General features: G+C 73.8%; 18 protein-coding genes. 9 read left to right on the forward strand and 9 right to left on the reverse strand.

Annotated elements, in window-relative coordinates; translation table 11 throughout:
• Window positions 1-172: 172 nt before the first annotated feature.
• The 3 genes from ABZ899_RS23125 to ABZ899_RS23135 form a co-directional block, all read right to left on the reverse strand.
• The gene (locus ABZ899_RS23125; RefSeq protein WP_361349255.1) at window positions 173-1,558 is read right to left on the reverse strand and encodes a glycoside hydrolase family 76 protein; all 1,386 of its coding nucleotides are present in this window, start codon (window positions 1,556-1,558) and stop codon (window positions 173-175) included.
• 191 nt (window positions 1,559-1,749) lie between these two features.
• A complete protein-coding gene (locus tag ABZ899_RS23130) occupies window positions 1,750-2,136 on the reverse strand; it encodes a metalloregulator ArsR/SmtB family transcription factor (RefSeq protein ID WP_361349258.1) in 387 nt (128 codons plus the stop codon).
• A gap of 194 nt (window positions 2,137-2,330) precedes the next feature.
• Complete coding sequence (locus ABZ899_RS23135) at window positions 2,331-2,705, reverse strand: hypothetical protein (protein ID WP_361349261.1); 375 nt, start codon at window positions 2,703-2,705, stop codon at window positions 2,331-2,333.
• 542 nt (window positions 2,706-3,247) lie between these two features.
• On the opposite strand from ABZ899_RS23135, the gene ABZ899_RS23140 reads away from it, so the two are divergent.
• A complete protein-coding gene (locus ABZ899_RS23140) occupies window positions 3,248-5,524 on the forward strand; it encodes a catalase (RefSeq protein WP_361349263.1) in 2,277 nt (758 codons plus the stop codon).
• 230 nt (window positions 5,525-5,754) lie between these two features.
• Window positions 5,755-8,352 (forward strand): rifamycin-inactivating phosphotransferase Rph, encoded by a 2,598-nt coding sequence (gene rph / locus ABZ899_RS23145; RefSeq protein ID WP_361349266.1) that lies wholly within the window; start codon window positions 5,755-5,757, stop codon window positions 8,350-8,352.
• Here rph and ABZ899_RS23150 read toward each other — a convergent pair.
• The 3 genes from ABZ899_RS23150 to ABZ899_RS23160 form a co-directional block, all read right to left on the reverse strand.
• A complete protein-coding gene (locus ABZ899_RS23150) occupies window positions 8,331-8,837 on the reverse strand; it encodes an ATP-binding protein (RefSeq protein ID WP_361349268.1) in 507 nt (168 codons plus the stop codon). The genes rph and ABZ899_RS23150 overlap by 22 nt on opposite strands.
• 241 nt (window positions 8,838-9,078) lie before the next feature.
• Window positions 9,079-10,689 carry an MFS transporter gene (locus tag ABZ899_RS23155; protein WP_361349270.1) on the reverse strand — a complete coding sequence of 537 codons (1,611 nt, stop codon included), beginning with the start codon at window positions 10,687-10,689 and terminating at the stop codon, window positions 9,079-9,081.
• A gap of 155 nt (window positions 10,690-10,844) precedes the next feature.
• Window positions 10,845-11,810, reverse strand: coding sequence for a hypothetical protein (locus tag ABZ899_RS23160; protein ID WP_361349272.1), 966 nt, complete (start codon window positions 11,808-11,810; stop codon window positions 10,845-10,847).
• 130 nt (window positions 11,811-11,940) lie between these two features.
• On the opposite strand from ABZ899_RS23160, the gene ABZ899_RS23165 reads away from it, so the two are divergent.
• From ABZ899_RS23165 to ABZ899_RS23175, 3 genes are all read left to right on the forward strand, one after another.
• Window positions 11,941-12,897, forward strand: coding sequence for a winged helix-turn-helix domain-containing protein (locus ABZ899_RS23165; RefSeq protein ID WP_361349275.1), 957 nt, complete (start codon window positions 11,941-11,943; stop codon window positions 12,895-12,897).
• Between the two features lie 79 nt (window positions 12,898-12,976).
• Window positions 12,977-13,144, forward strand: coding sequence for a hypothetical protein (locus ABZ899_RS23170; protein WP_361349278.1), 168 nt, complete (start codon window positions 12,977-12,979; stop codon window positions 13,142-13,144).
• Window positions 13,145-13,376: 232 nt separating this feature from the next.
• Complete coding sequence (locus tag ABZ899_RS23175; protein ID WP_361349280.1) at window positions 13,377-15,776, forward strand: RICIN domain-containing protein; 2,400 nt, start codon at window positions 13,377-13,379, stop codon at window positions 15,774-15,776.
• A gap of 25 nt (window positions 15,777-15,801) precedes the next feature.
• Here the strand turns inward: ABZ899_RS23175 and ABZ899_RS23180 are convergent, their stop codons facing one another.
• Window positions 15,802-16,635, reverse strand: a complete 834-nt coding sequence (locus tag ABZ899_RS23180) for an aminoglycoside phosphotransferase family protein (protein WP_361349283.1) — start codon at window positions 16,633-16,635, stop codon at window positions 15,802-15,804.
• A gap of 157 nt (window positions 16,636-16,792) precedes the next feature.
• Between ABZ899_RS23180 and ABZ899_RS23185 the strand changes: the two genes are divergently transcribed.
• Window positions 16,793-17,611 (forward strand): SAM-dependent methyltransferase, encoded by an 819-nt coding sequence (locus ABZ899_RS23185; RefSeq protein ID WP_361349286.1) that lies wholly within the window; start codon window positions 16,793-16,795, stop codon window positions 17,609-17,611.
• Window positions 17,612-17,799: 188 nt separating this feature from the next.
• Here the strand turns inward: ABZ899_RS23185 and ABZ899_RS23190 are convergent, their stop codons facing one another.
• Entirely contained in the window at window positions 17,800-19,023 is a 1,224-nt protein-coding gene (locus ABZ899_RS23190; RefSeq protein ID WP_361349289.1) for an MFS transporter, read from the reverse strand.
• Between the two features lie 462 nt (window positions 19,024-19,485).
• Here ABZ899_RS23190 and ABZ899_RS23195 point away from each other — a divergent pair, with 462 nt between their 5' ends.
• Window positions 19,486-19,710: a hypothetical protein gene (locus ABZ899_RS23195; protein WP_361349291.1), complete on the forward strand. Its 225-nt coding sequence runs from the start codon at window positions 19,486-19,488 to the stop codon at window positions 19,708-19,710.
• 100 nt (window positions 19,711-19,810) lie between these two features.
• On the opposite strand, the gene ABZ899_RS23200 is transcribed toward ABZ899_RS23195, so the two are convergent.
• The gene (locus ABZ899_RS23200) at window positions 19,811-20,110 is read right to left on the reverse strand and encodes a hypothetical protein (protein WP_361349294.1); all 300 of its coding nucleotides are present in this window, start codon (window positions 20,108-20,110) and stop codon (window positions 19,811-19,813) included.
• A gap of 119 nt (window positions 20,111-20,229) precedes the next feature.
• Here ABZ899_RS23200 and ABZ899_RS23205 point away from each other — a divergent pair, with 119 nt between their 5' ends.
• Together ABZ899_RS23205 and ABZ899_RS23210 are read left to right on the forward strand one after the other, a co-directional pair.
• Window positions 20,230-22,320 (forward strand): DUF4139 domain-containing protein, encoded by a 2,091-nt coding sequence (locus ABZ899_RS23205; protein ID WP_361349297.1) that lies wholly within the window; start codon window positions 20,230-20,232, stop codon window positions 22,318-22,320.
• 4 nt (window positions 22,321-22,324) lie between these two features.
• On the forward strand, window positions 22,325-23,887 hold the full coding sequence (locus tag ABZ899_RS23210; RefSeq protein ID WP_361349299.1) for a DUF4139 domain-containing protein: 1,563 nt from the start codon (window positions 22,325-22,327) through the stop codon (window positions 23,885-23,887).
• Window positions 23,888-23,987 lie beyond the last annotated feature (100 nt).

Raw genomic sequence — 23,987 nt, forward strand, 5'->3', positions numbered from 1 at the left:
CCCCGCTCTCCGTGATCAGGCAGTACATCGAACAGCAGAGACCGGTGTGCGCACCACCCGGCTGAACCGGGAAAGCCCTCGCGACGCTCCTCACCGCAGGCAAAGAACCACGCCGTCCGGCTCCGCCGGACCTGAATCCGCGACGCTCCGCGTCGCGACCAGTAGATCCGCTTCACCACCAGCCTGAAGGCCGATGCACAGCGAATGAATTCTGGTAGCTCCACACGGTCTGGCCGTTGTTGGCGCAGCTCGCCGTCAGACCGTCGTTGACCAGTCCGGCCGCGTTGATCAGGCCGCTGCCCAGGTACCAGTCCGCGGCCGCCGCGGACCGGCCGCCCCAGACGGTGTCGCCGGGCAGCCGCTGGTGCAGGGCGGTCGTCAGCCACAGGTACAGCCCGTTGGTGACGGCGTTCTTGTAGGTGCGCTCCCGGTCCCACCACACACCGCCGCCGCAGGTGCGCGGGTCCCAGTAGGCGTGGACATAGGACGTGATGGTGACGGCCTCGTCCAGGTAGCGCCGCTCACGGGTGAGGTCGTACGCGGCCAGCCAGGCCACCGCCCACCAGGCGGCGTCGTCGATCGCACGGCTGATGAAGTGCCCTTCGACGGGGTCGGAGCCGCGCGCGCCGGCCGGGAAGGCGCCCTTGTTCTGTTCGAAGGTGCGGGCGATCGCCCAGTCGTAGTCGTGCCGGCCGGTGCGGCGCGCGAAGTCGGCCAGCGCGGTGAGGGCGACCGCCGAGTTCCACCAACTGCTCCGCCACCAGCCCTCGTCGGTCCGGTACGACGCCATCAGCGCGTCCGCCGCGGCCCGCGCCCGGGTCGGGGCGGGCCGCGCCCAGGCCGTGCAGCTGCCCTCCTGGTGGTCGGCCACCCGCCCGCAGGCCCGCACCGCGCCGCCGTACAGCAGGCCGCGCGGATCACGGGTCGCGACCATGACGGTGCGCGTGGCGGACGCGCCCGCCGGTACGGCCGTACGGCCGAGGGAGGAGCCCTCGGGCCAGGTCGCGCCGCCGTCCCAGGAGCGGTCCAGCCAGACCTCGTCGCCCGCGCCGCCCCGCGCGATCGTGGCCCAGGCGGTACCGCGCGCCTGGTCCATGTGCAGGTCGATGGTCCGCCCGAACAGAGTGGCCGCCGGCACCGGCCGGTCGCCGCCGGTCGCCCCGGTGGGGTCGTCGCCGTCACAGGAGGCGCCGTCGCACACGGTCGGGTACACCCAGTCGGTGCAGGTGACGGCCGCCGCGTCGCCGCAGGCGCGGATCCAGCCGCGCCGGTGGGCGACCGGATCGGTCAGGTTGTACATGAGGGTGCGCGTACCGGTCCAGGTCGCCGGCACGGTCGCCTTGCCGAGCAGGGGCTCCCAGGTGGCACCGCGGTCCCAGGAGCGGTCGAGCCACACGGCGTCGCCCGTGACGGCCCGGTCGATGCTCGCCCAGGCCATGGAGTCCGGGTCGGACACGTGCAGCCGCAGGAGGCGTCCATTGATCACGCGGTCGGCGACCGGGAAGGTGTCCTGCTCGGCCTGCGAGGGGTCGAGGGTGTCGCAGGCCAGGGCGCACACCGGTGCCCGGGGCGGCGTGCGCGGGGGCGGGCAGGGCCGCGAGGCCGGCCGCGGCGATCGCCAGGGCCACCAGCGCGCCGGCCGGACGGCGCATACGTGTCGGCATGACGTTCGGCTCCTGTTCCCCGCACCACCGGAACACCGTCATGTCCACGACAGCACCGCGGGGACCCCTTGTCCAGAGGCCCTCGTCAGCGCGCGCCGTCTCCACCGGGCTGCCGGACGGCCGCGGCCACCGGCGGCGCGGCGCCGCCGGACTGCTGCAGCTCCGCGAGGAGCTCGTTCCGTCCGGCCAGGAGATCCGTGAGGATGCGCCGGGCGGCCCGGAGCAGTTCGGCCACGTCACCGCCGGCGAGCGCGTAGCTGACGGTGGAACCCTCCCGGATGGAGACCACGATGCCCGCGCGCCGCAGGACCGCCAGCTGCTGCGAGAGGCTGGACGGCTCGATCTCGATGTCGGCGAGCAGGTCACGGACTTGGACCGGTCCGTGCTGCAGCAGTTCCAGCACCCTGATGCGCGCCGGGTGCCCGAGCATGCGGAAGAACTCCGCCTTGGCTTGATAAAGGGGAACTTGCATCACGCTCTTCCTGCCGGTCCGTAGGTGCGTCTTCCCATGACGCGACGGGCCCGGGGGCCCGGTCGCGCCATGGGGGTCCCGCTCATCCTGCTGGGCCCGGGCGGCCGGCGTTCACGAAGTGCGACCCTCTCCATGTGATGACTTGAAGAAGTCTTCAACTCGTGGGCGCACGGCGGCCCGGAGCGGTCGCGGGCTCAGACCTCGAGCTGTTCCTCGAGCCGCTTGAGCTGGTGGCGGGCCATGGCGAGGTTGGAGCGGGCCTTGTCCAGGACGAGGTACAGGAACAGTCCGTTGCCGCCGCGGCCGGCGACCAGCCGGATGACGTGGTACTGGTCGTTCAGCGTGATCAGGATGTCCTCCACCGCGCCCCCGAGGCCGAGGTGCTCCATGGTCCGCACCTTGGCACGGATGACGTCCGTGTTCCCCGCGGCGGCGACGGTCAGGTCCAGGTCCTTTCCCCCGCCCAGGGTGCCGAGGGCCATGCCGCTGGTGTAGTCGACCACCGCCGCGCCCAGTGCCCCCTCGATCCCCGCCGTCATCTCCTTCAGCGTCACTTCCACGTTCGCCATCGGCGCCTCCCCTTGTCGGTGCTCTGGCGGGCGCCGGTTCCGGGCCCGCGATCGGCACCGTAGGACGGGACGAGGGGGCCGGGAGGCGGCCTGCGCGGGAACGACACCGCCTGATCGGAAGATATGAAGAACCGATCGCTCGACGATCACGGCTGACCGGCCGGTGCCCGCCTCGCCGCAGGCCGGGGCTGCCGCCCGGCGACCCGGCCGGGGCTGCCGTGACCCCCGTCTCGGAGCACGCCCCGGCCCCCTACGTCCGGGAGACCGCCCCCTCGACGCGGACTCGGACGCGGCGTTCGACGGCCTCAGCTGGGTGCGGGGGTCGGCGGCCGGGTGGCCGAACGGCAAGCGGACGACCGTATGCCGTGGAGTGTACGGACGTACATACCTGCTCAGGGGTTGCGTCCGGTGGGGCGTATGGGGCCGGCGGGTCTGCCGGTACGGGGGATATGTCGGGCGCAGCCGGGTACTCGGCGCCGGATCTCACGGCAGCCGGGTTCGCAGGCGGGCCGTGGCCGGCAGAGAGCAGAGGAACGATAGCGATGAGCCAGCCCAACCCCCTCAAGCGGGCGACGGACAAGGTCGCGGAAGCCGTCCAGGGTGGCGGCTCGGGCCCGGAGGACGGCATCCCGGGCAAGCCCGGACCGCAGTCCCCGACGGTCGCGGAGCCGACCGAGCCGCACGAGCCCCTGCCGCCGAAGCCCGACCAGAGCGGCCCGGACACGATGTCGCCCACCGGCCAGGCAACGGGGGCGGCGCGAGCCCGCATGGCCCAGTCCGGCGCCTACCTGACAGACGCTCAGGGCGTCCGCCGTTACGACACGGACCACTCGCTCAAGGCGGGCCCGCGCGGCCCGGTCCTGCTTCAGGACCACCATCTGCGCGAGAAGGTCATGCACTTCGACCACGAGCGCATTCCGGAGCGGGTCGTGCACGCGCGCGGTGCGGCGGCGCACGGCGTCTTCAAGAGCTACGGCACGGCGTCCTCGGTGACGAAGGCGGCGTTCCTGGCGCCGGGAGCGGAGACGCCGGTGTTCGTGCGCTTCTCCACCGTCCTGGGCTCCCGCGGCTCCGCCGACACGGTGCGGGACACGCGCGGCTTCGCGACGAAGTTCTACACCGAGGAGGGCGTCTTCGACCTCGTCGGCAACAACATCCCCGTGTTCTTCATCCAGGACGCGATCAAGTTCCCGGACGTCATCCACGCCGGCAAGCCGCACCCGGACCGGGAGATCCCGCAGGCACAGAGCGCGCACGACACCTTCTGGGACTTCGTCTCCCTGCACACCGAGGCCACCCACCACACGCTGTGGAACATGTCCGACCGGGGCATCCCGAGGTCGTACCGCACGATGGAGGGGTTCGGCGTCCACACGTTCCGGCTGGTGGCCGAGGACGGTTCCACGACCCTGGTGAAGTTCCACTGGAAGCCGAAGCTCGGTGTGCACTCGCTGGTGTGGGAGGAGGCGCAGATCGCGGGCGGCGTCGACCCGGACTTCCACCGCCGCGACCTCGCCGACGCCATCGAGGCCGGCGCCTACCCGGAGTGGGAGCTGGGCATCCAGACCTTCCCCGACACACCTGACCAGATGTTCGAGGGCATCGACCTGCTCGACGCGACGAACCTCGTGCCCGAGGAGCTGGCCCCCGTGCAGCCGATCGGGCTGCTCACGCTCAACCGCAACCCGTCGAACTTCTTCGCCGAGACCGAGCAGGTCGCCTTCCACGTCGGCCACCTGGTCCCCGGTATCGACATCACCGACGACCCGCTGCTCGCCGGGCGCCTGTTCTCGTACCTGGACACCCAGATCACCCGGCTGGGCGGCCCGAACTTCGCGCAGATCCCGATCAACCGGCCGCACGCGCCGGTCAACGACATGCTGCGCGACGGCTTCCACCAGGACGCCGTGCACCGCGGTGTCGCCCCGTACCGGCCCAACTCCCTCGACGGGGGCTGCCCGTTCCTGGCCGGCGCGGACAACGGCGCCTACGTCGAGACGCCGGTGCGGGTGCCGGAGGCGACGAAGGTCCGCGAGGCGCCCGAGTCGTTCTCCGACCACTTCAGCCAGCCGCGCCGGTTCTGGCTCAGCATGAGCGCCGTCGAGCAGGAGCACATCATCGGCGCCTACACGTTCGAGCTCGGCAAGTGCTACGAACAGGCCATCAAGGAGCGGGCGTTGCAGACGCTCGCCAACATCGACCCCGTCCTGTGCGCACGTGTCGCGGAGGGCCTGGGGCTGCCGGCGCCCGAGCCGACCGTGCCGCTCGCCGACGTCGAGCCGAGTCCGGCGCTGTCCCAGGTCGGGCAGGTCTGGCCGACCGACGGGCGCCTCGTCGGCATCGTCACCGCCGAGGGCGGCGACCTGGACGGGGTGCGGTCGGTGCGCGAGGCGGTGCTCGGCGCGGACATGGTGCCGCTGGTCGTCGCCCCGGCCGGTGGCAAGCTGGGCACGGGCGACGACGCCGTGACCGTGCAGCGGACGTTCGTGACCGCGCGGTCCATCGAGTTCGACGCGCTGCTCGTGGCGGGCGCGCCGACCGCCGGCGACGAAGCCCACGGCTCCCGTGACGCCAAGGCGCTTCCCTCGGGCCCGCATGGGGGCGCCGACCCGCGCGTGGTGCAACTGCTGACCGAGGCGTTCCGGCACGGCAAGGCGATCGGCGCGTGGGCGGGCGGCGAGGCGGTCCTGGAGGCGGCCGGCATCCCCGTCGACGCGCCGGGCGTCGTGGTCGGAACCGACGGCACGGCCACGCTGGAGCAGGTGCGGGAACTGATGGGCGCGCACCGCGTCTGGGAGCGGTTCACCACGACCGTCTGAGTGAGGCGGGCGACGCGTGGACGCCTGAACGCGAAGGGCGAGGAGATATGTCTCCTCGCCCTTCTCAACGTATAGCCCACAGGGGGGCTTGCGGCAAGGCCCCGGTGGGGGCGCAGAATCGTCGGCCGTTGCCACTGCCTGCGGAAATGAGGGCTCGACGTGCTTGTGGTGTTGTCGGCGTACCAACGGTCCCCGCGCATGTGCCGCACGGCCGCGCCGGAGGTGGCGCGATGAGCGGGCCTCTGGTGGTGGATCTGCGGGACGTCGACGGGACGGGGCTCGCCGCCGTCGGTGGCAAGGGCGCCCACCTGGGCGAGCTGTCCCGGCTCGACGGGATCCGGGTGCCGGCCGGGTTCTGCGTGACGACGACCGCCTTCCGGCGGATCATGGCCGAGGCCCCCGAGGCCGACGAGCTGCTCGACCGGCTGTCCCGTGTGGACGGCGGCGACCGCGAGGAGGTCCGTTCGCTCGCCGCCCGTCTGCGCCGGGCCGTCGAGGCGACGCCGCTCCCGGACGAGGTGGCGGCGGCGATCACCGGCGCGCTCGCCCGGCACGGTGAGCGGTCCGCGTACGCCGTACGGTCCAGCGCGACGGCGGAGGACCTGCCGACCGCCTCCTTCGCGGGCCAGCAGGACACCTACCTGAACGTCGTGGGCGCGGAGGAGATCCTCCGGCACGTCAGCCGGTGCTGGGCCTCCCTGTTCACCGAACGGGCGGTGACCTACCGCGGGCGCCAGGGCGTCGACCACCGTACGGTCCACATGGCCGTGGTCGTGCAGCGGATGGTCGTGCCGCGGGCGTCCGGCATCCTGTTCACGGCCGACCCGGTGACGGGCGAACGCCGCTCGGCGACCGTGGACGCCGGTTTCGGCCTCGGCGAGGCCCTGGTGTCGGGGCTGGTGGACCCGGACGTCCTCACGGTGCGGCACGGCGAGGTCGTCGCGCGGACGACCGCCACCAAGCAGCGCGCCCTGCACGCCCTGCCCGGCGGCGGGACCCGGGAGACACCGATCGAGGAGCGGCGGCAGCGTGAACCGGTGCTGACGGACGATCAGGCCGTGCGGCTGGTCGCGCTCGGGCGGCGTGTCGAGGCGCACTTCGGCAGCCCCCAGGACATCGAGTGGTGCCTGGACGACGACGGCTTCCACATCGTGCAGAGCCGGCCGATCACCACCCTGTTCCCTGTGCCCGACCGGGACGACGACGCCTTCCGCGTCTACCTCTCCGTCGGTCACCAGCAGATGATGACCGACGCCATGAAACCCCTGGGCCTCTCCATGTGGCAGCTGACGGCCCTGGCACCGATGCACGAGGCCGGCGGGCGGCTGTTCGTCGACGCCACCGCCCGGCTGGCGGCGCCCACGAGCCGGGCGGCTCTCCTGGACGTCGTCGGACGTGGCGACCCGCTGACCCGGGACGCCCTGGAAACCGTCCTGGAAGGCGAGGAGTTCGAGCCGCTGCCCGCGGGGACGGCCGGCGCGCAGCCCCCGGCCGGTGGCGGTGCCGAACCGGTCGGGACCGATCCGGCCGTCGTCACCGAGCTGATCGAACGCAGCCGGCGCTCCCTGGCCGCCCTGGAGCGGGACATCCGCACGAAGAGCGGTCCCGCGCTGTTCGCCTTCCTTCGGGAGGCCTTCGAGGAGCACAAGCGGGTGGTCGGCGACCCGCTGAGCATGCGGGCGATCATGGCGGGCATGGAGGCCACCTGGTGGCTCAACGACCGGCTGGAGGAGTGGCTCGGCGAGAAGAACGCGGCCGACACGCTCACCCTGTCCGCACCCGGCAACGTGACCTCGCAGATGGGGCTGGCGCTGCTCGACGTCGCCGACGTGGTCCGCCCGCATCCGGAGGTGGTCGCCTTCCTCCAGGGCGTCCAGGACGACGGCTTCCTGGACGAGCTGCCCGAGGTCCCCGGTGGCGCCGAGGCCCGGGACGCCATCGAGGCGTACCTCGACCGGTACGGCATGCGCTGCGTCGGCGAGATCGACATCACACGGCCCCGCTGGCGGGAGCGGCCCAGCGCACTGGTGCCGGTCATCCTCGACCACGTCCGCGGCTTCAGGCCGGGCGCCGCCGCGCGCCGCTTCGAGGAGGGCCGGCGCAAGGCGCTCGCGAAGGAGCGTGAGGTGCTGGAGCGGCTGCGGGCCCTGCCGGACGGGGAGCGCAAGGCCGACGAGACGCGCCGGATGATCGAGCGGGTCCGCACCTTCATCGGTTACCGGGAGTATCCGAAGTACGGCATCGTCAGCCGCTCCTTCGTCTACCGGCAGGCCCTGCTGCGGGAGGCCGACGCCCTGGTGCGCGCGGGTGTCCTCGCCGACCCGGAGGACGTCTACCACCTCACGTTCGACGAGTTCGAGGAGGCCGTCCGCACGCGCCGGGTGGACGAGGGGGTCGTGCGGCGCCGCAAGGACGCCTTCCGGTCGTACCAGGCGCTCACCCCGCCCCGGGTGCTCACCTCGGACGGGGTGGCCCTCTCGGGGGCGTACCGGCGCGACGACGTGCCGGCCGGGGCGCTGGCCGGTCTGGCGGTGTCCGCGGGGAGTGTGGAGGGCCGGGCCCGGGTGGTCCTCGACATGGCGCAGGCCGACCTGGAGGCGGGCGACATCCTGGTCACACCGTTCACGGACCCCAGCTGGTCACCGCTGTTCGTCGGGATCGCGGGCCTGGTGACGGAGGTGGGGGGTCTGATGACCCATGGCGCGGTGATCGCCCGGGAGTACGGTCTGCCCGCCGTGGTCGGGGTGGCGCGGGCCACGGAAGTGATCCAGGACGGGCAGCGCGTCCGGGTGCACGGGACGGACGGCTATATCGAGCTTCTGCCCTGACCGCCCGGCCGGGCCTCGGCACCGGCGGCCCGGGTCTCGTCCGCCAGGCCGATCCGGGCGGTGATGCGCTTGCCGACCTCTTCCCGCTGGGCCGAGAAGCCCTGGGAGACGGCCATCACGATCTCCAGGCCGTGCTGTCCGACCCGGCCCGCGTCGGCGGCCCGGGCGACCGGCAGCACCGGATCGGAGTCCCACACGGCGACCTCCACCACGTCGCCGTCGATGCTCAGATCCATCCTCGCCGGGCCCGGCGCGTACTTGCGGGCGTTGGTGACCAGTTCGCTGACGACCAGCTGGGTGAGGTCCATGCCCCGCTGGGACAGACGCACCCCGTGCTCGCTCTGCGCCCGCGTCAGGAAGGCGACCGCCATGTGGCGGGCGTGGGCGATGGCCGTGCCGTCCCCGTCCAGCGCGATGCTCGCGCGCAGCGCGGACGTCCCGTCCGCGCCCCCGTGCTGACCACCCCTGGGCTCTGGATCCCTCATCACTGCCTGCGCTCCCCGTTCGTCCGCCCGCGCCTACCCATACGCGGCCGGTCCACTCCCCACGCCTGATCGCCGTCCGGCCCGCCCCCCGGCCGTGCCGTCCGATGCTGCCACCCCCGGGCACATGACGACGCTCCGGGCACGAAAACCCAGCGTGCCAGTATCGCCCACCCGGCGCGGGCCCGCACCACCGACCCGCGACTGGCGCCGGACCGGCCCTGCGCCGGCTTCTTCCGTCCGGCTACGCGGAGCGGGGCTGGGTGGCCGGGATGCGCGAGGTGAAGAACAGCGCGAGGGCACAGGCGAAGGCGAGGATGGCGAGGGCGGCGCGCAGACCGTCCAGCCGGGCCTCGGCATTGGCGTCCAGCGCCGCACGGGCGACCTCCTCGTCCACGCCCGCCTCGTCGAGCGCGGACCTGAGCTGAGCGTCCGACAGGAAGGTCACGCCGCTCTGCAGCTGCACGGCGGCCCGGTCCCCGACCTCGGCCGGCACCGCGGGGTTCTGCTCGAAGCTCGTCAGGAACGACGAGGCGAGCACCCCGATCAGGATGGACCCGGCGAGCGCGGTGCCGATGGACGAGCCGAGGTTGGTGACGGCGTTCTGGATGCCGCCGACCTCCGCGCTCTGCTCGTCCGGCACCGCCGACACGGTGACCGAGCCGAGCTGGGAGGCCAGCGCGCCCGTGCCCAGCCCGATCAGCAGGAACGGCACGGTCACGATCTCCGCCCCGGCGCCGGCGTCCAGCGCGGCCATCAGGACGACGGCGCCGACGAGCAGCGCCAGGATGCCGAGGCGGACGACCCGCCGGGGTGAGACGTCGGGGAGGAGGCGGGGGATCAGGGTGGCCGCGGCCAGCAGGGTCAGCGACAACGGCAGCAGGCGCGCGCCGGTCTGGAGCGCGGACAGGCCGAGGGCGATCGAGAGGTAGAGCGGGACGACGAAGAACACGCCCATCAGCACGAGGTACTGGAAGAAGAACATGATGAGCCCGCCGGTGAGCTGCCTGACCCGCAGGAGAGCCGGGTCGAGGAGCGGATCGCGGTGCCGTGCGACCAGATGCTCCTCCCAGTGCAGGAACACCCGGATCAGCAGCACGCCGGCCAGCATCAGCCAGACGACGAGCGACACGCCGAGCCAGTCGGGGGCGCCGGGCTTGGGACGGAACCAGCCCCACTCGTCCGAGCGGAGCACGCCGTAGACGAAGGTGCCGAGGCCCAGGGCGGACAGTGCCGAGCCGACGAGGTCGAGGCGTGGCCGTCCGGCGCCCAGCGGGTCGCGGATGTGCCGGGCCGTCGCCAGGATGACGGCCACCACCAGCACCTCCCCGGCGAACACCCAGCGCCAGGACAGGTAGGTGGTGGCGAACCCGCCGATCAGGGGTCCCAGCGCGATCGCCACCGCACCGGCCGCGGCGACGAGCCCGTAGGCGGCGGGGCGCCGCTCCGCCGGGAAGTTGCCCGCAACCAGGGCGACGATCGCGGGCAGGATGAGGGCCGCGCCGACGCCCTCCAGGAAGGACCAGCCGAGCAGCAGCACGGGGAGGTTCGGGGCCAGCGAGGTGGTGAGGGAGCCGCATCCGTAGATGACGCAGCCGAGGGCGAAGGCGCGCCGTCGGCCGATGACCGCGCCGACCTTCCCGCCCGGGATCATGAGCGTGGCCATCACCAGCGTGTAGGCGGTGATCGCGCCCTGGATGCCGGTGACCGTCGTGCCGACGTCCTCGGCGACCGTCGCGATGGAGACGTTCATCACCGAGCTGTCGAGCGCCATGAGGAACTGTCCGGCGGCGAGCGTCCACAGGACGAGCCGCCCCTTCGTCGCACCTTCGGCCGTGCCTGTCCCGGACGTCATGAGCGAGACATTGCCGCCCGTCCGTGCCGTGTCCTGGCCTTGTCGCGGAGTTCAGCCGCTCGGCGCACACCCCTGGCCGTACCGCTGCGGCGACGGCGTGCGCGGCCCGTCCGCTCCCCCGTGGAGGGCGGCCCGCCGCACGCCGTCCCCGGGGCTCAGCCGTCCGCCCCGCACATCGGGTCGTCCAGGGCGGTCACCGTGTACGGCGGGGTGCCGGGCGGTTCGTCGTTCTGGCTGTTCACGACGTAGAGCCGGCACGCGCGGCGGGCCAGCGTGGTGGGCAGGTCGAAGGGAGCACCGGTGACGCGGTGCACGACCGTGCCGGTGCGCAGCTCCGCGTCGAGCCGGGCGATGTACACGCCGTGCGGGGCGCCGTAGTTGAGCACCGCGTACAGGGTGCGGCCGTGCAGCACCATGCCGTCCGCGCCGAAGGACTCCTCCCCCAGGTCGAGGCGGCTCACCTCGCGGGTGGTGGTGTCGATGCGCCAGACGGCCTCCGTACCGTTGGAGGCGACGAGGAGGGTGCGCCCGGCCGGATCGGCGACGATGCCGTTGAGCAGCCAGTACCGGTCGGGGAAACCGGGGAACGCGCCGCGCACGTCGGCCCACGGCTCCAGCGGCCCGACCCGGCCGTGGTCCAGCGGGGCGCGCAGCACGACCGGGTTGGCCCAGTCGGTGACATAGACGGCGTCGCGGGTGACGACGAGGTCGTTCAGGTCGGGGGCGCCGAGGGGACCGTCGGGGGCGTCCACGGCCTGCAGGAGGCGTCCGTCGGGCGCGTGCACGGTGAGCCGGCCCCGGCCGACCGAGAAGACGCGGCCCGCCCGGTCGGTGTGGACACCCCGGGTGCTGCCGCGGGAGGTGGCGCCCTCCGCCGGGAAGGGCCGCATCCGGGGCGAGGTCACCCGGCCCCGGTACAGTGCTCCGGTGCCGTCGGAGGAGACGTACAGGGTGCCGTCGGGACGGACGTCGATGCCCTCGGGCAGGGTGCCCGGGGTGTGGGAGACGACGTAGCGGTCGGGCAGCGGGCGGCCGGTGCCCGCGGCGGGCACGGCCGTGGTGCCGATCAGCAGGGCGGCGGCCGCGAGCGCCGGTGCGACGAGCCGGTGCGGTACGGACATCTGGGCTCCAGGGGGTCGTGACACCGGCGGGGGCGCCGGATCCGCACCGCAGGATCGCCGTCCGCGGGCCGTACGCGCCCTTCCTTTCGGGCAGGGCCGAAACCCGGTCCGCTCCGGTAGCCTGCCCGGCGTGTTACGGATACGGTTCGGCCCGGCCGACCTCGCCCGCGTCACCGTCGCCGCGGCCCCCGACGTCCTCCTGGAGACGGCTCTGAGCGTCCGTCACCTGGCCGCGCCGGGCACGGGCCCCGCGGGCCGGCGGCGTGAACTCGCCACCTGGCGGCGGACCGTCGCGCCGGGGCTGGCCGCCCGCGCGGGCGTCCTCACCCGGCTCGTGCGGCCCAGCGGCGGACTGCCGGACTTCCTGTACCAGCCGGCCGCCCGGGACGTCGGCTCCGCGGCCGAGCTGGCGGCGCGGACCCCGACGCCCGCGCTGGCCGCCGATCTCGCCGAGCTGCCGGGCGAGACCGCCTCGTCCCTGATGCGGGACCTGGCGCAGGGCACGCCCGCCGCGCGGCGCCGCCTGGCCGAGGATCTGACGCGCTATCACCGCTCGTCGGTCGCTCCGCTGTGGCCCGCCGTGCTGAACGCGGCCGCCGCCGACCGCGCGCTGCGCTCGGAGACCCTGCTGCGCGGCGGTGTCGAGGCGCTGCTCGCGACGCTGCAGCCGGGCTGGCGCTGGGAGCCGCCCGACCTGCTGGTGCCGTTCGCCTCCTCGCACACCGTCGAACTCTGCGGCCGGGGGCTGCGTCTGGTGCCCTCCTACTTCGCCGCGGGCGCCCTGCTGGTGTACGACCCCGCGGCGCCGACGGTGCTCGTACGGCCGCTGCCCGTCACCGACCGCGCGGTGCCGGCGGGCGACGTGCTGGGCGGCCTCCTGGGGCGGACCCGGGCGCAGGTGCTGGCCTCGCTGTCGACGCCTGCGGGAACCACGGCCCTCGCCGAGCGGGCGGCGGTCTCACCGGCCACGGCCAGCGAGCACGCCACGGTGCTGCGGGCAGCGGGCCTGATCACTACCGTGCGGGACGGCAGCCGGGTCCTGCACGCGCTCACTCCGCTCGGGGAAGCCCTGCTGGCGGGCGGGTGAGCCACGCCTGCCCCAGGACACCGGGAACCGATCGGCCCCGGGCCGCGTGGTGATGACCATGGCGCAGGGTGGAAGCACGATGGGTGACGAGCCCACCTGGGGCGAGCTGCTGGGCACCTTCGTCCTCATGGCGTCCGTCCCGGTGGTCGTCGGCGGGGCGTTGATCTGCTCGGCGGTGCGACTGACCGCGTGGATCTCGTCGGCGGTGCGGCGGCGGCGCGCCGGCGCGTCCCGACGGCCGGCCTGATCGACAAGACACCCCCTGGCCCGGAGCTGTCCCGGCCGTCACGGACCCACACCCACTCGCCGTCCCTCGCCGCGCCACCTCTGGACAGGTCCGCGCAAGCGTGCTGTCATGCCGACGACTGCCGCTTTCAACGTTGTACAAGCCAGGGAGCCGAGCGCTCCGTCCTCCCCACGTACCTGCGCGACATCGTTGTCCCCCCTCGGTCGACCCTTCCCGGAAGGCAGGTCCCCCCATGTCCCTCAGTCGACGGGCGTTGCTCGGCGCGGGCTCGTTCTCCCTCACGGCCGCGGCTCTCGGCGCCCCCCTCGCCGGGGTCGCGGCCGCGGCACCCGCCCCGCCGGCCGGGACGCCGGTGCCCGACCGGTTCCGGCGGCTTCGGCCGGGCAGTGTCACCGCGCGCGGCTGGCTCGCCGGGCAGCTGCGGCTGCAACTCGACGGTCTGTGCGGGCGGTTCGAATCCGGCTCCCACTTCCTGGACTTCGCGGCGACCGGCTGGGTGCACCCGGAGCGCGGCGGGTGGGAGGAGGTGCCCTACTGGCTGCGGGGCTACATCCCGCTGGCCGTCGCGACGGGCGACACGGCCGCGCTGAAGCGGTCGCGGGAATGGGTGGACGCCATCCTGGCCACGCAGCAGAGCGACGGCTTCTTCGGACCGCGCGCCCTGCGCGCCTCCCTCGACGGCGGGCCCGACTTCTGGCCGTTCCTGCCCCTGCTCCAGGCATTGCGCAGCCATGAGGAGTACACCGGCGACCGGCGCGTGGTGCCGTTCCTCGTCCGCTTCCTGCGCTTCATGAACGCCCAGGGGCCAGGGGCGTTCGACCGGAGCTGGGTGTCGTACCGGTGGGGCGACGGGCTGGACATCGCCGTCTGGCTCCACCGCCGTACCGGCGAGGCGTTCCTGCTCGACCTCGCGGCCAAGATGCACACCCACGGCGCCGACTGGACCGGCCCCACGCCGAGCCGGCACAACGTCAACATCGCCCAGGGCTTCCGCGAGCCCGCCCAGTACGCGCAGCTCACCGGTTCCGCCGAGCTCACCCGGGCCAGCTATCGCGCCTACGACACGGTCATGGCCGAGTACGGACGGTTCCCCGGCGGCGGTCTGGCCGGTGACGAGAACTACCGGCCCGGCTTCACCGACCCCCGTCAGGGCTTCGAGACCTGCGGCATCGTCGAGTTCATGGCCAGCCACGAGCTGCTGACCCGCATCACCGGCGACCCGGTGTGGGCGGACCGCTGCGAGGAGCTGGCGTTCAACATGCTCCCCGCCTCCCTCGACGCCGAGGGCAAGGCCGTCCACTACATCACCAGCGCCAACGGCGTCGACCTCGACGACCGGGCCAAGACGCAGGGGCAGTTCCAGAACGGCTTCGCCATGCAGGCGTTCCAGGCCGGCGTCGACCAGTACCGCTGCTGCCCCCACAACTACGGCATGGGCTGGCCGTACTTCACCGAGGAGTTGTGGCTGGGCACGCCCGACGGCGGTCTCGCGGCCGCGATGTACGCGCCCAGTTCGGTGCGCACCCAGGTCGCGGACGGCACGACGGTGACCGTCACCGAGGCCACCGACTACCCCTTCGGGGACACCGTCACCTTCACGGTGTCCACGCCCCGTCCCGTACGGTTCCCGCTCGTGCTGCGCGTCCCCGGGTGGTGCGGCGGCCCCGAACTGCGGGTGAACGGAACCGCGTCCCCGGCGTCCGACGGCCCGTCCTGGGCGCGGGTGGGGCGCACCTGGCGCGACGGCGACACCGTGCGCGTCCGGTTCCCCCAGCAGGCCAGGCTGCGGACGTGGTCCGGTCAGCACGGCGCGGTCAGCGTGGAGAGGGGCCCGCTCACCTACTCCCTGGCCATCGGGGAGCGCTACGAACGCATCGGCGGCACCGACACGTTCCCCGCCCACGCCGTCCACGCCACCACGCCGTGGAACTACGGCCTGGTGCCGGACACCCCGCTCACCGTCGCCCGCACCGGGTCCGGCGTACCCGCGCAGCCGTTCACCCCGCGGTCGGCCCCCGTGCGGATCACGGCGCAGGCGCGGCGCGTCCCGGAGTGGATCGCGGACGACGAGCACGTCGTCGCGCCGCTCCAGGACGGCCCCGCCCGCGGCAGCGAAGCCGTGGAGACCGTCACGCTCATCCCCTCGGGCGCGGCCCGGCTGCGGATCACCTCCTTCCCCACGGCGGCGCCCGACGGCAGGCCGTGGGTCCCCGAGCCGCCGTTCCGCCGGCTGCGGAACAAGCACAGCGGCAAGGTCCTCGCCGTCGACGGGATGTCGTTGGAGAACGGCGCCCGTGTCGTGCAGTTCGCCGACACCCGGACCGCCGACCACGCCTGGCAGCTCGTGGACAGGGGCGACGGCTGGTTCCTGATCCGCAACGGCCACAGCGGCAGGGTCCTCGGCGTCGACGGCATGTCGACGCAGAACAGCGCCCTTGTCGTGCAGTTCGAGGACAACGGCACGGCGGACCATCTGTGGCGGCTGGTCGACGACGGCGACGGCTGGTGCCGCGTGCTCAACAGGAACAGCGGCAAGGTGCTCGGGGTGGACGGCATGTCGACCGCGGACAGCGCGCAGGTGGTCCAGTTCGACGACAACGGAACGGACGACCAGCTGTGGCGCTTCCTGTGACGTCCGTGCGGGCGTCCCCCGTGCGCTACCCGTCGTCTGTCGCCGCCCGGAGCCGCTCCAGCCATTCGGCGGCCAGTGCGCGTCCGCCGGGAAACCGGTCCTCTCGGTCCCAGCGCCAGGCGGTGATCATCGCCAGGACGAGGGTCCGGCACCGGCGCAGCAGGGTGGGGTCGGCGCCCGCGTAGTGCGCGCCGACCTCGACGGGTGCGTGGGCGAGGTCGAACTCGACGGGGCCGCGGCAGCACGTCTCCAGGTCGATGAACCGCACCCCGCCGTCCGTGGTGAGGACGTTCCCGGGGTGCGGTTCGCCGTGCAGCAGCTGTTCGGCGCCGCCGTGCTCGCGGACGGCGCGTCCCAGGGTGCGCAGCGTGTCCGCGAGCAGGGCCCGGTCGGCGTCCCCCAGCTCCGGGGTGCGGGCGCGGTCCGCCACGAGACGCCGGGCCTGCGCGACCCGGTCGCTGAAGTGCGGTGCGGGCACGTCGAGTTCGCGCATCCCGGCGTGCAGTCGCGTGAGGGCGGCCGCGTAGGCGGCGGGCGGGACGTCCTCCGAGGTGGCCGGCGCGTAGTACGTCCACAGCGTGATCACGAAGCCGTCCCGCTCGTAAGGGCGCGGCTCGACGCGGGGGTCCAGGGCGGCCACCGGGCATCCCGATCCGGCGAGCCGCCGCGCCAGCTCGATCTCGAACCGCGCCACCTGGTCCGTCACGGGCGCCACCCGGGCCAGGAGGTCGCAGGGCAGCAGGCGCAGGGTGAGCTTGTTGGAGTCGTGCAGGACGACCGCGTCGTCGGCGGGCAGGCCGAGCGAGGAGACGACCGTCAGGGCGGCGGCCGTCGCGCGTGACGCCTCGGTCCCGTTCATCGTCGCCCCGCCTCTCCGCCGGGCACGGCCACGCCCGGCCGGCGCACCCTACCAAGGCACCCGGTGCCTCCCGCCCCGGATGCGGTCACGCCCCTCAACTCGGCCCGGTAGGTTGCCCCTTGCCGGGTTGCACAGGCCAGATCTGGAGGGACTTCGCGTGACCGAGATTTCCGCTGCGTCGAGGGAGGCGCGCAAGCGCATCAAGACGGACCAGCCGCACACGGCCCGCATCTGGAACTACTGGCTGGGCGGCAAGGACAACTACGAGGTCGACCAGGCGGCCGGGGACCAGATCCGCGGCCTGCACCCGGGCATCGGCGACTACGCCCTGGCCGACCGCAAGTTCCTCGGGCGCGCCGTGAAGTACCTCGCCGGCGAGTGCGGCATTCGCCAGTTCCTGGACATCGGCACCGGACTGCCGACGGCCGACAACACGCACGAGGTGGCTCAGCGCATGGCGCCGGAGTCCCGCATCGTGTACGTCGACAACGACCCCATCGTGCTGGCGCATGCCGAGGCCCTGCTGACCAGCACGCCGGAGGGGCACACCGCCTACCTGGACGAGGACCTCCGCGACGTCGACGCGATCCTGGAGCAGGCCGGGCGGACCCTCGATCTCGATCAGCCCGTGGCGCTGATGCTGCTCGGCGTCGTCATCTTCATCGAGGACGACGAGGAGGCGGCCGGCATCGTGCGCCGGCTGATGGAGCGGCTGCCCTCCGGCAGTCATCTCGTGCTCTCGCACACCGTCACGCACCCGGACATGCCGGACGTCGACGCCGCCGTGGCCTTCTGGAACGAGCACGGCACCCCGAAGCTGACCCAGCGCACACCGGAGGGCGTCGCCCGGTTCTTCGACGGTCTGGAGCTGCTGGAGCCGGGTGTCGTCTCGTGCAACCGGTGGCGGCCGGACGAGAGCCTGACCGGGCTGCCGGAGGACGTGGCCATGTTCGGGGGTGTGGGGCGCAAGGTCTGACGTCCGGCCCGGCGCCGGTCGGACTCCGGACACACTTCGGGGCGGCCAGTCATCGCTGCTGTGCCGCCCCGGAGTGCGTCCCTGCTCCACCCGCCGATCGAGTGCCCCGGCGCATCACCCTTACACCTGTCGATCCGATCGATTTCGGAGCCGGGCTTCCCGGTGACCGCTTCCCCCGCGCCGGCCGGTCAGGGCTGGTGGGTGGGCGCGGCCTCGGGCCGGGCCTCGGCCGTGGACGACGTGATCACCTCGGAGCCCGCCGAGCGTCCGTCGCGCCGGTCCATGACGCCGCCCGCGACGGCCAGGCCGAGTCCTGCGACGGCCAGGGCGGCGCCCACGAGGCTGGGCGAGGCCCAGCCCCAGCCCGCCGAGATGGCGAGGCCACCCAGCCAGGCGCCACCGGCGTTGGCCAGGTTGAAGGCGGAGTGGTTGGACGCCGCCGCCATGGTCGGGGCGTTCTTGGCCTTCGCCATCAGCAGCATCTGGACGGGCGTCGTGATGAGGGACCCCATCGCGCCGATGAACGTGATCGTGATCAGCGCCCCGACCGTGCTGTGCACGGCGAAGTAGAACACCACCAGCCCGGCGGCGAGCAGGGCCAGCCCTCCGTACAGGGTCGGACGCAGAGCACGGTCGGTGAGCGGTCCGGCGAGCAGCGTGCCGAGGGTCATGCCGACGCCGTACAGGGCGAGGACCAGCGTGGTCGAGGAGTCGGAGAAGCCGCTCAGGTTCGTCAGCATCGGCACGAGGTAGCTGTAGACGGCGAAGAAGCCGCCGAAGCCGATCACGGCGGTGGCCAGGCCGATGGCGACCTGCCGGTTGCCCATGGCCCGCAGCTCGTGCCGGATGCCGGACTGCCGGCCGCGCGGCTGGTGCGGGACGAACAGCGCCAGCGCCACCAGTGCCACGACCCCGATGACGGCCACGGCCCCGTAGGCCGCCCGCCAGCCCAGTTGCTGCCCGAGCGCGGTACCGGCGGGGACACCGACGATGTTGGCGACCGTCAGCCCGAGGAACATCTTGGACACGGCCCGGGCGGCCCGGTCCGGGGCCACCAGCCGGGAGGCGACGACCGCGCCGACACCGAACAGCGCGCCGTGCGGCAGTCCCGCCAGGAAGCGGGCGGCAAAGAGCAGACCGAAGTCCGGGGCGAACGCGGAGGCGACGTTCCCGACCACGAACAGGCCGGACAGCCACAGCAGCAGCCGCTTGTGGGGGACGCGGGCACCGATACCGGTCAGCAGCGGCGCGCCGACCACGACGCCGAGCGCATAGGCCGAGACGACGTTGCCCGCCTGGGGCACGGACACCCCGATCCCGTCGGCGATCTGGGGCAGCAGCCCCATGGTGGCGAACTCGGTGGTGCCGATGCCGAAGGCGACGACAGCCAGGGCCAGCAGAGCCAGAGGCATGGTGCGGTAAAACCTTTCGAAGACGGTGGTCCGGGACGGAGAAGGAGCCGAGAGGCCGAGGTCATGGGAATTTCTCGACCGGCCGCGTCGAGCACCATTGCCCAGCGCACCGCCCCACACAGGGCAGGCCCATCAACACGGGAGCAATCATGGACGGGCGCGCATTCCTGGATCGAGCCGCACAGTGACGTGATCTATGTCATGTCATGACGTGCCGACGAGCGCCCGCGCCCGGACCTCGACCCCCTGTGATCGTCCCGCCACTTTCAGGCGTGTCCCACTCGTGGAGCACGCACCCCTGTCACCCGGAAGGACCGCCCTCGTCCTCACGACCTGTCAGGCACCCAACCACCCATGCGCGAAGGGCCAGTTGGGCGGTACGGGCCACCATCCGAGGAACCGGCTCACCCGCTCGGATGCTCTCGGCGCGCAGAAGATCGTCGCGCTGTGCATGGTGAGTTCATGAACACCACACCTCGCCTGAAGAAGGCCATCGCCCGCATTCCCCGCACTCTCGCCGTGACCACCGCCGTCGGCATCGCCTGCGCCGCCGGCCTGGCGACCGCCGCGCCCGCCATGGCGGCGCCCGCCACCCACGCCGCCGTCCAGGCCGCACCGGCCGGCGGCGACGGCGAGCACTTCCAGTGCGGCAACGGCCTGCTGCCGATTCTCAACTTCTGCAACTGACCGCACCGCTCGACCCGACCACGACCACAGCCTCCCCGTGGCGGTCAGGCACCAGGGCGACAGACCTGGTGCCTGACCGCCCAGACGCGCGCGGCCAGGCTCAGACGCGAGCGTGCCGGGCCGGGGCGGACGCCCGTACGGAGACGGAGCGGCGCTGCCCCCCGGCGGCCGCCCGCCCGGCGCCGAGACGGCGCAGCCACCAACTGGACAGCCCCAGCAGACTGGCGAAGACCACGAGGAGCAGCACGGACGTCCACATGGGCCTGCTGCCGGGCGACGACCACGCCGTCCCTATGCTCGACGCCGCCCACAACAGGACGCCGGCGGCGTACAGGGTGCGCACGCGGCGCAACTGCCGGGCTACCGACCACGATTCACGGGACTCGCTCTGTGCTGCCATGCGCGCCGTGTACCCCTGTCGGCCCCGAACGCACCTGTCATCTCGCGGAATCACCGTCGAACCGGGTGCGGCCTGCGCGTAGGCTGCCGTCGGCAGGACCACGACGGGGGCGGGGTGGGATGGAATCCGAGGTCGCACAGACACAGGGGTGGGCGTCGACGCTCGACGCGGTGGTGGTGTACGCGCAGGGCGCGCTCTGCACACGCGTCGCCCGGGGCACCGTAGCGGCGGACGGCCGGGTGCGGGTCACGGGACTGCCGCGGTCGATGGACCCGGGGTCCCTGCGCGCCAAGGCGGTGGGCGGGGGTGGTGTACGCGTCACCGAGGTGCGGGTCGAGGTGGACGCCGAACCGGCCGCCACCGAGGACACCGGCTCTCTGCGGCGTGAGAGGGAGCGGCTGCGGGACGCGCACGCGGCGGCCCAGGCACGACGCGACCGGCAGGTGAAGCTGATCGGGGAGACGGCGGCGCTCCGCCCCGTGCCGCCCGCCCGGGAGCCCGGGGACCCGCCGCGCGCCACGCCCGCCGACGCCTGGCTGCGGCTCGCCGCGTTCGTCGACGAGCGGCTGCGGGCGCAGCAGCTCCGGCTGACCGCGCTGGAGGAGGAGCTGCGCAGGGCCGAGCACGATCTCGCCGTGGCCACGGACCGGTGGGCGCGAGCCTCCACCGACGTGCCGTCCGAGCCCATCGCGACCAGCGTCGTCGCCGTCCTGACGCTCGACGGCGCGGACGCCGGTGCCGGACCGCTGGAGGTCGAGCTGGAGTACGGCGTCCCGGGTGCCGTCTGGGTCCCGGCGTACCGGCTCACGCATCGTCAGGGCGAGGACGGCGGCACGCTCATGCTGCGGGCCTCGGTCGCGCAGCGCACGGGCGAGGACTGGACGGGCGTCCGGCTCGCCCTGGCCACCGCGGACCTGCGCCGCCGTCCCGGCCTGCCGAGGCTGCGCTCCCTGCGGCTGGGACGGCGGCAGCCCCCTCCCGCGCCGTCCGGCTGGCGGGAACCCCCGGCGGGGCTCGCCGACCTCTTCTCCGGGTACGACGCGGCAGGTCCGCGCCCCGTCCCCGTGGTCCCCGCGCGGGCCGCTCCAGGTCCCGTCCCGCCACCGCCACCGCCCCCGATGCCGCCGGGCTACGGCGCGGCGCCCGCCGCGCTTCCCCAGCCGGGCGGGCCCGCCGCCCCCGCGGCCGCTCCCTTCCAGGCCGCGCCGCCGCCCCCGCCACCGCCCGCACCGCAGGCGTACGGCATGCCGCCGGCCGCCTTCGCCGGTGCCCCGACCGCCTTCGACGCAGCCCCGCCGGGCGCGGCACCGGCCATGCGGTCGCGGCGCGCCGCCCCCATGCCCCCGCCGCCGTCTCCGCCGGCCGCCACGGCGCCGCCTCAGCCGCGTGAGGCCGAGCTCGACTACGCCGCGCTCGTGCTGTCCGGTGCCGACGAGCCCGGTGACCGCCGGGGCCGGCTGTTCCCCGGGCCGTCGTACGACCCCCGGGCGGAAGAGTGCCGGCGTCAGGCCGAGGCCGTGGCCGCGCTGCCGCTGCCCGGGCACGCCGTGCGGCCCCGGGCGTCCGCGGGGTCCTTCGACCACCGCTACGACGCGGTCGCCCGCGCCGACGTCCCCTCCGACGGTGTCTGGCACACCGTCACCGTGACCGAGATCCCGGTGGGGCTGCGCACGGAGTACCTGTGTGTGCCCTCCGTGGAGCAGACGGTGTACGCCACGGTCGTCCTCTCCAACGCGACCGACCAGGCCCTGCTGGCCGGACCGGTGGAGGTCATGAGCGGCGACGACTTCCTCACCACCGCCGCGCTGCCCACCCTCGCCCCCGGCGGCGTCCGCCGCATGGGGCTGGGGCCGGCCGAGGGTGTCCGGGTCACCCGCCGCACCCAGCTGCGCGAGTCGACGGCCGGGCTGCGCAACAACACGACCGTGCTCGCCCACCGCGTCCACGTGGAGCTGGCCAACCGGCTCGCGCACGCCGTCACCGTCGAGGTCCACGAGCAGGTCCCGGTCACCTCGGAACCGGACGTGCGCATCGACGAGCAGGCCGACTGGACGGCACCCGAGCAGGACGGCGCCGCCGACCGGTACGCACCCGGCACCCGCGTCTGGCGCGTGGACCTGCCCGCCGGCGGCGCCACCGCCCTCGACGGCGGCTACGACATCCGCGTCCCGGCCGCCAAGGCCCTGGCCGGCGGCAACCGGAGGAGCTGACACCATGCCCGCGGACACCACCCAGCCGATCCCGCTGCCCGTCACCGCCGTCACCTGCCTGGAGGACCGCGCCCACGTCGAGCGCACCGCCGACCTCGACGTCGGCGCCGGCGTCCAGCGGCTGCGCCTCGGGCCGGTCAGCGCGCTCGCGGTCGACCGCACCCTCCACGCCGACCTCACGGGCGACCACGACGCGGCCGTCCTCGACGTACGGATCGTGCGGACCTGGACGCCGCCCGGACCGCTGCCCTCCCCGGACGACTCGGCGCTGCGCACCCGCGTCCACGCCCTGGAGGAGGAGCAACGGGCCCTCGGGCACACCTGCGACCGGCTGCGCACCCGGCTCGACCTCCTCGGCCGGCTCGCCGCCGACCTCCTGCGGGACATCGCGGAGGGCGCGGGCCACGGCGAGACCGAGGAGGACCGCTGGACCCGTGAACTGGACCGGGCCGACGGCGAACGCGACACATGCGCCGAGGAACTGCGGGCCGCCGAAGCCCGCTCCGCGGCACTCGCCGGCGAACTGGCGCAGGCGCGGCAGGCCCTCGCCCTCGCCGAGGAACGGCCCGCCGAACTGGTCGGCCATGTCGAGCTGACCCTGCGGTCCGAGGCCGCCGGGCGGCTCCGGCTGCGGCTGACCCACCTCACCTCGTGCGCGCTGTGGCGCCCCGCCTACCGGGCCGTCCTCGACGGCGACTCGGTGACGCTGGAGACCGACGCGATGGTCTGGCAGCGCACCGGCGAGGACTGGTCGGACGTACGCCTCACCCTGTCCACGGCCCGTTCGGCGCTCACCACCGATCCGCCACGCCTGACGGAGGACCGGCTCACCCTCGAGGACCGCACCCCCGAGGAGCGCCGCAGGGTCGAGGTGGAGCTGCGCGAGGAGGAGATCGCGGAGCTCGGCCCGTCGGCGGTCGTCGGCCTCCCCGGGGTGGACGACGGCGGGCAGACACGGGTGCTGCACTCCCCCGTGCCCGTGTCCGTTCCCACGGACGGCCGGGCCCACCGGGTGCCGATCACCACGGTGACGACGGCCGCGCGCAGCCAGTACTCCTCGTCGCCGGAACTGTCGCCGCTGGTCACCCAGGTGGTGCGGTTCGACAACACCTCCGGGCACGCGCTGCTGGCCGGACCCGTGGACCTGGTGCGCGGCAGCGGTTTCACCGGGCGCGGCACGCTGGAGTTCACCGCGCCGGGCGCCCCGGTCGAGCTCGCCTTCGGCAGTCACGACGACTACCGGGTCGTCCGGCACACCGAGGAGTCCCGCGACACCGCGACGCTGACGCAGCGCACGCTGATCACACGGACGGTCCGTCTGCACGTGTCCCGCTTCTCGGCACCCGCCGCCCGGGGCGAGCGGGCCGTCGTCGTGCGGGAGCGGATCCCGGTGTCCGAGGTGTCCGCGGTGGACGTACGGCTGCGCAAGGAGGCGTGCGCCCCGGAGCCGGACGCGGTCGACGCGGACGGCATCGCGCGCTGGGACCTGTCCCTGCCACCGGGCGGGCACCGCACGGTCACCCTGGTGTACGAGATCTCCGCGAGCGGCAAGGTGGCAGGACTGTGAGGCACCGGACACGTCTCCTGGCCGGGTCCCTGCTTCGCGGAGCGCTGACCTCGTGGGACGAGGCGGGGCCGCCCCTCGGAGGACGGCCCCGCTCGGTGCG

The organism is Streptomyces sp. NPDC046859, assembly GCF_040645135.1.
In the GTDB taxonomy this organism is placed as follows: Bacteria; Actinomycetota; Actinomycetes; order Streptomycetales; family Streptomycetaceae; genus Streptomyces.